Here is a 10,151-nt window from a genome sequence, read left to right on the forward strand (position 1 = left end):
TCATCCCAGGGTCAGGGACGCCTGCACCGGCAGATGGTCGCTGGGAAAACGCCCGTCCGGCGCGAAGGTGTTGACCGATGCCCAGTGCGCGGTCACACCGGGCGTGACCAGGATCCAGTCGATGCGATCGCCGTACGGCCGCGGCGGACGGTAACCGTGGAACGTGCCGTACGGCGCGGTGCGCTCCACCGCCGTGTCCCAGGTGTCCACGAGCCCGGCGCCGAGCAGCGTGTCGTAGACGGGGTCCTTGTGGGCGGCCGCGTTGAAGTCGCCGGTCACCACGAGCGGCAGCGAGCGGTCCAGTCCGGCGATGCGATCGGCGATGAGGGACACCGCACGCGTGCGTGCGTACCGGCTCTTGTTGTCCAGGTGGGTGTTGAGGACGTAGAACTCCCGCGCAGGCGGCTGCGCGTCGCGGAAGCGGACCCAGGTGACCATGCGGACGCAGGCGCCGCCCCAGGTGTTCGAGCCGATCACATCGGGCGTCTCGGAGAGCCAGAAGTGGTCGTACTCGACCGGGGTCAGCCGGCGCGTGTCGTAGAAGACGGCCACGAACTCGTCGCGGCTGCCGCCCGCACGGCCCGTGCCGATCCACGCGTACTCCGCCCCGAGGTCCGCCGCGATGTCGCGCACCTGCTGGTAGAGGCCCTCCTGGGTGCCGATGACATGCGGCCGTTCGCGGCTCAGGAACGCGCGCATCACCGGGCGGCGGACCGCCCAGCTGTGGGGCTCGGTGGTGCTCGCGTACCGCAGATTGAACGACATGACCTCGAGGTGGCGGTCTTGCCGGGCCGCGGCCTGGGCGCGCCGCGGGGACAGTGCCGCACTGGACGCGGGCAGGGCGGCTGCGGCCGCCACGGCGCTCTTGAGTCCCAGACGGCGCGTGAGTCGACTGAGGTGGGGCACGGGAGGCTCCTTCTGTGGCGGGTGCCGGACGAGCCCTGCGCCCCGTAGTGTGACAGAGCCGCATGGGATGAGCGTGAACACGGCAAAGGCGCGCGGAGTGTGCCACCTGAAGGAGAGAGGTCGCCTCGCGTATCCGGTGGGCGCCGGCCCCTGCCCGGAAGGTGTTGACCCACGGCAAGTGCCGCGGCTAGCTTCGTTCAACGGATTGTTGATTCCGTGAGGCGGAAAGTGGGAGGGTTCGGGATGGGCCAGGGTCAGCGGGAGCGGGTGGCGACAAGCCTCGGGAGTGCCGTCCACGAGGAGATCAGCGCCTCTCTCGCCCCGGTCGATGCCGAACTGGAGCGCCGATACCCCGGTGACCCGGGCACGCGTCAACCCGTCCACACGGTCTACGTCCCGGGGGACGCCTTCGCCGCCGACACCGTCCGCTCCTGGGGCGCCCGGGCCCTGGCCGCCCTCGACGAACACGCCCCGGACGCCGCGTCACTGGCCACCGTGCTCGGCCTCGCCGACGACCTCGCCGAGCCCGTCCACGACCGCGTGCGCGCGAAGCTGGAGCGCGAACCGGTGGAAGACCTGCGCGTCGACTTCGAGGACGGCTACGGGGCACGGCCGGACGCCGAGGAGGACCAGGCGGCCGCCCGTGCGGCACGGCTGATCGCACAGGCCCACCGTGACGGCACCGCGGCCCCGTACACCGGTATCCGCATGAAGTGCATGGAGGCGCCGGTACGCGACCGGGGCATCCGCACGCTCGACATCTTCCTGACCGGCCTGATGGAGGCCGGCGGCCTGCCCCGGGGCCTCGTGCTCACCCTGCCCAAGGTCACCTACCCGGAGCAGGTCACCGCGCTGGTGCGGGTCCTGGAGGAGTTCGAGAAGGCGCACGGGCTCGAGCCCGGACGTATCGGGTTCGAGATCCAGATCGAGACCAGCCAGGCCATCCTCGCCGCCGACGGCACGGCCACCGTCGCGCGGATGATCCAGGCCGCCGAAGGACGCGCCACCGGGCTGCACTACGGCACCTTCGACTACAGCGCCTGTCTCGGCGTGTCCGCCGCCTACCAGGCCAGTGACCACCCGGCCGCCGACCACGCCAAGGCGGTCATGCAGGTCGCGGCCGCGGGCACCGGGGTACGCGTCTGCGACGGCTCCACCAACGTCCTGCCGGTCGGCCCGAGCGAGAAGGTGCACGAGGCCTGGCGGCTGCACTACAGGCTCACCCGGCGGGCGCTGGCCCGCGCCTACCACCAGGGCTGGGACATGCATCCCGGCCACCTCCCGACCCGGTACGCGGCCGTCTTCGCCTTCTATCGCGAGGGCTTCGAACAGGCGGCGGCGCGGCTGGTCCGGTACGTGGGCCGGGCAGGCGGCGACGTCATGGACGAGCCGGCGACCGCGAAGGCGCTGAGCGGGTATCTGCTGCGCGGGCTGGACTGCGGCGCGCTCGACACGGCCGAGGTCGCCCGGGCCACCGGCCTGACCCGAGCGGATCTGGAGGGTTTCGCGATGCCGCGACGGGGCGGCCTGACGGCATCGGCCCCGTAGGACCGCGAGAGGGGTCCGGGCTCGGTGGGCTCACACTCGACCACCGGCACCGTCTCGCCCATGTCGGCGGGGTGCCGTCGCTCGTGCGCCGCCCGTCAGTCCGCGGGCGGCAGCTCCCCGGAGCCGCGGGTGATCAGGCGGGTCGGGAGTTCGATGCGTTCAGGGGTGACGAGTGTGCCGTCGAGCTGGCGGAAGAGCCGCTCGGCGGCCGTACGGCCGAGGGCGGCGGCGTCCTGGGCGACGACCGTGACGCCGGGCTTGAGGAGATCGGCCAGCTCGAAGTCGTCGAAGCCGACCAGGGCGACCGGACGGCGGTGCTCGGCCAGGACGCGCACGACGGTGACCGTCACCCGGTTGTTGCCCGCGAAGATCGCGGTGACGGGGGCCGGACCGGAGAGCATCTCCTCGGCGGCCCGGCGCACCCGTTCGGGGTCGGTGACGCCGAGGGACATCCAGGAACGCTCGACGGGTATCCCGGCCTCCTCCATGGCGGCCCGGTAGCCGCGCAGCCGCTCCGCCGCGGTGTGGATGCGCGGCATGTCACCGACGAAGCCGATCCGCCGGTGGCCGTGTGCGATGAGATGGGCCACCCCGTCACGAGCGCCGCCGAAGCTGTCGGACAGCACCACGTCCGCGTCGATCCTCCCGGCCGGACGGTCCACGAACACCGTGGCGACGCCCGCCCTGAGCTCGGGCTCCAGGTAGCGGTGGTCGTCACCGGCCGGGATGACGACCAGGCCGTCCACCCGGCGCGCGCACAGCGCCAGCACCAACTCCTGCTCGCGCTCCGGGTCCTCGGCGCTGGAGCCGTTGATCAGCAGGGCGCCATGGGCTCGGGCGACCTCCTCGACCGCCCGGCTCAGCGGTCCGTAGAACGGGTCCGCGAGATCCTCGAGAACCAGGCCGATGCTCGCGGTACGGCCCTTGCGCAGAACCCGTGCGCTGTCGTTGCGCCGGAAGCCCAGCGCCTCGATGGCCTCCTGGACCCGGCGCTCGGTGTCCGGGGTGACGCCGGGCTCGCCGTTGACGACACGGGAGACCGTCTTCAGACCGACTCCGGCTCGCGCTGCCACGTCCTTCATGGTCGGGCGATTGCCGTAGCGGGTTCCGGACACGCGGTCTCCTCTGCGGGCGGTCTCGGGCACGATGCGCTGTCCTGTCCTGTCGTCCACGGGGGGTGCGTCGGTCCATGGGGTTGTATGAGGATGTGGCGTCGAGCATAGAGCCTGGACAACGTTGTCAGATGCGGGAGACACTGTCCACCGCAATCTCCGGCCTGCGCCTTCCCCCAGGGGCGCCTCCTGCCCGTACCCGGCCGGAGGCCCGGACCCCGCGGTGACCACCGCGGTGCGTCCGGTCCGGCACCACTCCGGTACGACTCAAGCTTTGGGAGAGCTGACACTGATGCACACCGACCTCGTGGCCGCCCTCGACATCGGCGGCACCAAGATCGCCGGGGCGCTGGTGGACGGCCACGGCCGGATCCTGCTGCGCGCGCAGCGCGCGACGCCCGCGCAGGAGGACGGCGACACCGTGATGGGCGCCGTGGCGGACGTGATCGCGGAGCTGACGCTCTCCCCGCTCTGGTGCAGGGCGCGTGCCGTCGGGATCGGCAGCGCGGGCCCGGTGGACGCCTCCGCGGGCACGGTGAGCCCGGTCAACGTGCCGGGCTGGCGCGGGTATCCGCTCGTCGAGCGGGTCCGGTCGGCGACGGGCGGCCTGCCCGTCGAGCTGATCGGCGACGGTGTGGCCATCACGGCCGCCGAGCACTGGCAGGGCGCGGCCCGCGGCCATGACAACGCGCTCTGCATGGTGGTGTCGACCGGAGTCGGTGGCGGTCTCGTCCTGGGCGGACGGCTGCACCCGGGCCCGACCGGCAACGCGGGCCACATCGGGCACATCAGTGTCGACCTGGACGGAGATCCGTGCCCCTGCGGTTCGCGCGGGTGTGTGGAACGCATCGCGAGCGGACCGAACATCGCGCGCCGCGCCCTGGAGGGCGGCTGGCGGCCGGGCCCGGACGGCGACACCTCGGCCGCCGCGGTGGCCGCAGCCGCGCGTCAGGGCGACCTGGTGGCCGTGGCCTCCTTCGAACGGGCCGCGCAGGCGCTGGCGGCCGGGATCGCCGCGACCGCGACGCTGGTGGAGATCGACATCGCGGTCATCGGCGGGGGAGTGGGCAACGCGGGCGAGGTCCTCTTCACGCCCCTGCGCAGGGCCCTTTCCGACTACGCCACGCTCTCCTTCGTGCAAGGTCTGGCCGTCACGCCCGCCTTGATGGGCACGGACGCGGGACTCGTGGGCGCGGCCGCGGCGGCCCTGAGGGGCCGAAGCAGCGTGCCGGCGGCGGGCCTCGCGACCTGACGCCCCGCCCGCGCGCGGCCCCGAGCGCACAGGTGCGGCGGGTGCCGACAAGCCGCCTCGCACGGCCGGTGTGACCGAACTTGACCGCTGCCGCCCGTTGTTTGGCGGTTTACTAACTGAGTTAATTCTTCTTCAGTGCTGAATTTCGCTCTTTGTGACCGGATTGGCTGTCTTCGGCGGTAGGGCATCGATTTGGCTGCGGCCGGCCCGGCGCGTCTCCTACGGTGGCCGTCTCGGGGCGCAATCCGGCGATCACGGCCATGCTGTGGGGGCATGGAGCCTGTGCGCCTGTGGGGACGTACGCGCGTACACGGGTTGCGTATAGGGGGGCGGCTCGTCCGTGAGCGATATCAAGGAAAGTCTCGATGCCGTGCTGCGTCGGCGGCGGGAGCATCTGCCTGTCGTCGACGAGCAACTGGACCGGTGGACCCGGATGCGGCAACTGGTCCGGGAACTGAGTGCCGCGACCAGGAGTGCCGGCCCGGCCGGTCCACGGGGGCCGGCCCACGCCGCCCTGGATTCGCTCGACACGGAGGCGATCGAGCGAGCGGTGCAGGACTGCCTGGACGTGCTGGCCGGGGTGCGCGGCAGGGTGGGTCGCAACACCGTCAACATCGGGGTGAGCGGCCGTGCCCGCAACGGCAAGAGCACGGTGCTCCAGTCGCTGTCCGGGCTCGACGACCAGCAGATTCCCAGTGGCCGCGGCCAGCCGGTCACCGCCGTGCGCAGCCGGATCTACCACTCGGCCACCGACCGCGGCGCACTGCTGACGATGCACACCGAGGGGTCGTTCCTCAGGGAAGTGATCGCTCCTTATCACGCCGAACTGGGCCTCCATCCCGCACCAGGTGACCTGTCGGCCTTCGCGCGCTACGACTATCCGCCGCCCGCTGACGCAGCGGGCAAGGCTGACCAGCCCCGGCTGGCCCCGATGCTGGCCCGTGTCCGTGAGGCACAGGAGGCACTCGGCACCTACCGGCACTGTCTGACCGGCGAGGTCCGGACGGTGGACCTGTCGGACATCAGGGAGTGGGTGGCCTATCCGGAGGGTGGTGCGGCGCCGCCGGTGAAGCGGCCGTACCTTGCCGTCCGGGACGCGGCGATCACCTGTGCCTTCCCGATCGACGAAGTGACAGCGCTGGGTCTGGTGGACATGCCCGGACTCGGCGAACTGGTCCCCGAGGCCGAGGCACACCATCTCGACGGCCTGCGCAACGACGTCGACTTCGTCATCGTCGTCAAGCGGCCGACCGACACCAACGCCATGTGGGCGGAGGAGGACGCCCGCGCCCTTCAGCTCATCGGAAGTGTCTGCACCGTCGCGGACGTACGGGACTTCACCATGATCCTGGTCAACACGGGTATGTGTCTTCCCGAGAACGTCCGCGCCCTTTCCGACGACCTGACGCAACGGCTCAACGGGAACGAGAGGCATCGCGGTTACTGGGTGGTGCTCGAGGACGGCGCCGACCGCGACGCGGTACGGGACCGGGTGCTGCGACCGGTTCTGGAGCACCTGGCGACCGCTCTGCCGCGCATGGACGAGGCGGTCATCGCGGACGCGATCGCGGTGTGCCGCGAACGCACGGACGTGATCGCGAAGGAACTGGCCGCCTGGACCGCCGTACTGCGGACCCTGGCGGTGCCCACATCGGCGGAACAGACGATCAACCGCGCCGAACGACTGCGTGAGGAAGTGGCGGCTTCGCTCCAGGCATGGGTCGACACCCTCAGGGCTCGTACCGCGGACGACTTCGACGACACCGAGTTCCTCGAGCGCGTCGCGGAAGTGCACGAGGACGTCCGCTCCTGGGCGCTCGACGGCTTCGGCGAAGGCGTCGAGGCGTGGCGAGAACGGGCGCTGAACCGCCTGCGTGTGGACCGGGCGTCGCTGCCCTTCGCATCCATGGAGCTCAACCGGGTGCGGGTCGAGATGGCACGCCGCTTCGCGGCCGTGGACGACGTGCTGACGCAGCGTCGGGAGGAATACTGGGCGGGCCTGGTCGATGCATTGGGCTCCAAGCTGGCGCTCCTCGCCCGTGACTCCCACGACGCGGACACCGTTCGGCCGCAGGACTTCCTGCAGGCCCTTGCCCGTGTCCTGCACGACGCGTACGACCCCTGCCCGGTGCTCGCCGGGACGCTCGACTCCGCGCTGGACGTACGGCTCGACTACCACACTCGGGTGCTGCCCCATCTGCGTCGTGCCCTCGACGTGCTCCTCCCCGAACCGGACGATCCGGCGGGCGCGGACGGCCCGACCACCTTGCTCGCGGTGCCCCGCACGGCCGAGGGCGCCGAACTCCTGCTGGAGAGGATCACCCAACTGGCCCGGCAGGCCGCCTACGACGCTCAAGCGGTCCTGGCCCGTGAGCCGGCGACCGCGGCCCAGGCGTTGTTCGCGTACGGCGAGCAGTTCGAGGACTCCTTCGTGCGCTCCGAACAGTCCGAGACGGAGTTCAGACGCCTCGTCGCGCAGTTCCAGGACCGCATGTGGCCCTCCGACGGCGCCGGGCCCCAAGCGGTGACGGCTCAGGTCCGCCGCGTGCGCGGCCTGGTGGCGGAGTTGCGCCGCCTGATCGGTGACGTGGATCCGCGGCACCCCGCGGCAGAGGGGAGCCTGCGATGACCCTGTCGTTCAAGGCGTCCATGGTGGGCCCGTCCAGAGTCGGGAAGACGACCTTGCTCACCGCCGTCCTGGCCGAGACGGAATCCATGCTGGCCGGTAGCGGAATCAGTCTCGTCCTGGACGAGACCACCGAGTTGCGGGTCCGCAGGAACCGCAAGGAACTCCGGCGGGCCATCGAAGCACGCGAGTTCGACGCGGCGTCCCTGAGGGGCAGCCAGGAGAAGGCCCTGTATCAAGTGAGCCTCCAGGCATTCGGGGACAGCAGGCCGGGCATCCCGTTCAGCATCCTCGACTACCCGGGCGGCTGGCTCGACCCTGCCGTGCGTGCCCGCGTCACCCAGGCCAAGGAGAGCTGGGCCGAGTGCGAGAGGCACATCACCGAAAGCCTGATGCTGCTGGTCCCCGTGGACGCCGCCGTACTGATGGAGGCGGTGACTCCGGCGCAGCGCCGGGCGGTGGCGGACCTGCTAGGTCTTGAGGACGTAGAGGCCTCTGCCCGGAAATGGGCACGCGCCCGCAACCGGCCCGAGCACCGTGACGAGCCGGCCGTACTCCTTCTCGCGCCGCTGAAATGCGAAAAGTACTTCGATGACAACGGGGGCAAAGGGCGAGAAGCGGCAAGACTGCGGCAACTCGTCCGGGAAAAGTACAAGACGATCGTCGGTGTCGTCCACGAGGAGGCGAAGGACCGCAACGTACGGGTGGTCTACTCGCCCATCGACACCTACGGCTGTGTGGACCTCATGGAGGCGGAATGGGTCGAGGTGGACGACGACGGCGACCGGACCCTGGATTTTCGCGGGCATTACCGATTCCGGGAGATTCCGCCCGAAGTGCGGCCCAAGGCCGCCGCCACCGTCATGCGGGAGCTGTGCCGATGCGTGGTCTCCGGCCAGGACGCCGCCGAGCAGCGGCGAGCGGACACGGCCAGGGGCGTCTATGAGGTGGCGCTGGGGCGCAAGCTGGAGACCAAGGGGTTCTGGGGGGCGTTGGACTACTACGTCTTCGGGGAGGCGCTGGCCAACAGGAACACCCGTCTGTCCAGCCAACAGATCATGGCCGATGCCGCGCGGCACCAGGAAGAGCTGACAGCGGTACTGAAACGCATGGCCCAGCAGCCCGCCGACGAGCGAGTGGAGGAGTGGTGAGCGGCCCGATGCGCGCCTATCTGATGACCCGCGGCACCATGCGGAAAAAGGACTACGCCTTTGTCGGCGAGACGCCGGACGAGCCGTGGTGGGACGCGCTCACTCCTTGGGTCTTCCTGGAGAGCGAGGAGGTCATCGTCCACCGGAGCGAAGCGGGCGGCGCGAGTCTGCTCATCAGTGGCATCCCGTCGCGGCGCACCGATGTGCTCGGCACACGCATCCGGCACACGGTGGTGGTGGAGGACGCCCACCACGAGCATGGACTCGCCCTGTGGATGGTGCGGTGCGGACTGGACGACGAAGAGCGGACCCGTCTGGGTGACGCCCTGGACGGCGCCTTTCCGGGGGACCTCGTGGACGCGCTCATGACGGGTGCGCACGATGACGTCGAACACCGGTTGCTCGCCACGCTCAGACAAGCCGCCGAGGAGTCGGAAGCGCACAACGCGGGGAAGGACATCCCCGGGTCGTGGGCGGGCAGCGTCCACGACGTGACGGCGGCCGAGGCCTTCATGGCGCGCGCCCGGCTCCTTCTGGCCGAGGAGCACACCGGATACGCCTTCACCACGCACGCTCTGCTCACCGTCGACGGCGCGCGGCGCGCGGCGTCCGCGTTGTCCGGCGAGGTGGCCGCCCTTCTCCACGAGGGTGACCTGGAGGGGGTCGAACAACTGGGAAAAGGCGGAATCCCGGCGAAGCGCCGGGACGGCACCGCCCGGGATGGAACGAAACGCCGGGTTCTGCCGGCGCTGGGGGCAGTGGCCGTGGCTCTGGCCGTGGCTCTGGGAGTGTGGTGGCTGATCCGGCATCTCTGATGGACGAGCTGGACGCCGTGTTCCGCGCTCAGGACCGCCGGCCCTACACATTGGAATTCGCCCTTCCGCGTCGGGGGGCCGCGAAACGGCGCTACGAACTCGACGTCCGTGTACTGCTCCCCATGGTGGAGGGTTCTCTGTACCTCCCCCGGGGCGAGCGTTCCATCGAGGGTCGCGTCATCCAATTCGCGTCGCCCGCCGATGCGCTGGGGAGCGGGGATTCGGTCAGCGAGGAGTTCGTCTTCCGGGTGAACGATGCCTCCGCGGAAGTGCGCGTTCCCCTGCGCTTCAGTGTCAATGGCTTGAGCGATGCAGTCACGTGGTTCCGAGAGGCCTTCACCGTCTACGAATCCGACGACCTCGGTCGGCATCTCGTGCGCCTCGTCCGCCACGCGGGGGCCAGACTCGGGGAGGTGATCCACCTGTGCCACCAGCTGGCCTCGAGCGAGGACCCTGCCGACGCGTTGTCACACGCGGAACTGCTGTGGGCCCGCGCGCGCCTGCTGATGCTGTCCGACCAGGACCCGGCGGCGGCCCAGTACGCCGTCCAAGGATGTCACCGGGCCCAAGGGTCCGGACTTCCTCTCGGCTCCCGCATGGTCCGAGCCGGGCAGGAACTCTCCGTCCTGCTGGAAGGCGCTCGGGAAGTACAGGCCGCGCAGCGGGTCAGGAATCTCCTGTCCTCTGGGCGCGACCGGTCTTGAGGGCCGTGTCGACGCCGGGAGGCCGGCGCTTGGCGGG

General features: G+C 70.7%; 8 protein-coding genes. 6 read left to right on the plus strand and 2 right to left on the minus strand.

Going from position 1 to position 10,151, the window contains the following annotated elements; all coding sequences use genetic code 11:
* Window positions 1-906, minus strand: coding sequence for an endonuclease/exonuclease/phosphatase family protein (locus ABZ876_RS33090; RefSeq protein ID WP_361788808.1), 906 nt, complete (start codon window positions 904-906; stop codon window positions 1-3).
* Between the two features lie 243 nt (window positions 907-1,149).
* Between ABZ876_RS33090 and ABZ876_RS33095 the strand changes: the two genes are divergently transcribed.
* The gene (locus ABZ876_RS33095) at window positions 1,150-2,454 is read left to right on the plus strand and encodes an aldolase/citrate lyase family protein (protein ID WP_361788809.1); all 1,305 of its coding nucleotides are present in this window, start codon (window positions 1,150-1,152) and stop codon (window positions 2,452-2,454) included.
* Between the two features lie 95 nt (window positions 2,455-2,549).
* Here the strand turns inward: ABZ876_RS33095 and ABZ876_RS33100 are convergent, their stop codons facing one another.
* A complete protein-coding gene (locus ABZ876_RS33100) occupies window positions 2,550-3,626 on the minus strand; it encodes a LacI family DNA-binding transcriptional regulator (RefSeq protein ID WP_361788810.1) in 1,077 nt (358 codons plus the stop codon).
* Between the two features lie 232 nt (window positions 3,627-3,858).
* Between ABZ876_RS33100 and ABZ876_RS33105 the strand changes: the two genes are divergently transcribed.
* The 5 genes from ABZ876_RS33105 (at window position 3,859) to ABZ876_RS33125 (ending at window position 10,114) form a co-directional block, all read left to right on the plus strand.
* Window positions 3,859-4,818 carry an ROK family protein gene (locus ABZ876_RS33105; protein WP_361788852.1) on the plus strand — a complete coding sequence of 320 codons (960 nt, stop codon included), beginning with the start codon at window positions 3,859-3,861 and terminating at the stop codon, window positions 4,816-4,818.
* Between the two features lie 340 nt (window positions 4,819-5,158).
* A complete protein-coding gene (locus ABZ876_RS33110) occupies window positions 5,159-7,447 on the plus strand; it encodes a hypothetical protein (RefSeq protein WP_361788811.1) in 2,289 nt (762 codons plus the stop codon).
* Window positions 7,444-8,595 carry a hypothetical protein gene (locus ABZ876_RS33115; RefSeq protein ID WP_361788812.1) on the plus strand — a complete coding sequence of 384 codons (1,152 nt, stop codon included), beginning with the start codon at window positions 7,444-7,446 and terminating at the stop codon, window positions 8,593-8,595. Before ABZ876_RS33110 ends, ABZ876_RS33115 begins: the two co-directional genes overlap by 4 nt.
* Window positions 8,592-9,410: a hypothetical protein gene (locus tag ABZ876_RS33120; RefSeq protein ID WP_361788813.1), complete on the plus strand. Its 819-nt coding sequence runs from the start codon at window positions 8,592-8,594 to the stop codon at window positions 9,408-9,410. Before ABZ876_RS33115 ends, ABZ876_RS33120 begins: the two co-directional genes overlap by 4 nt.
* The gene (locus tag ABZ876_RS33125; RefSeq protein WP_361788814.1) at window positions 9,410-10,114 is read left to right on the plus strand and encodes a hypothetical protein; all 705 of its coding nucleotides are present in this window, start codon (window positions 9,410-9,412) and stop codon (window positions 10,112-10,114) included. Before ABZ876_RS33120 ends, ABZ876_RS33125 begins: the two co-directional genes overlap by 1 nt.
* Window positions 10,115-10,151: the final 37 nt, after the last annotated feature.

The sequence above is a fragment of the Streptomyces sp. NPDC046931 genome (assembly GCF_040644655.1).
Classification (GTDB): domain Bacteria; phylum Actinomycetota; class Actinomycetes; order Streptomycetales; family Streptomycetaceae; genus Streptomyces.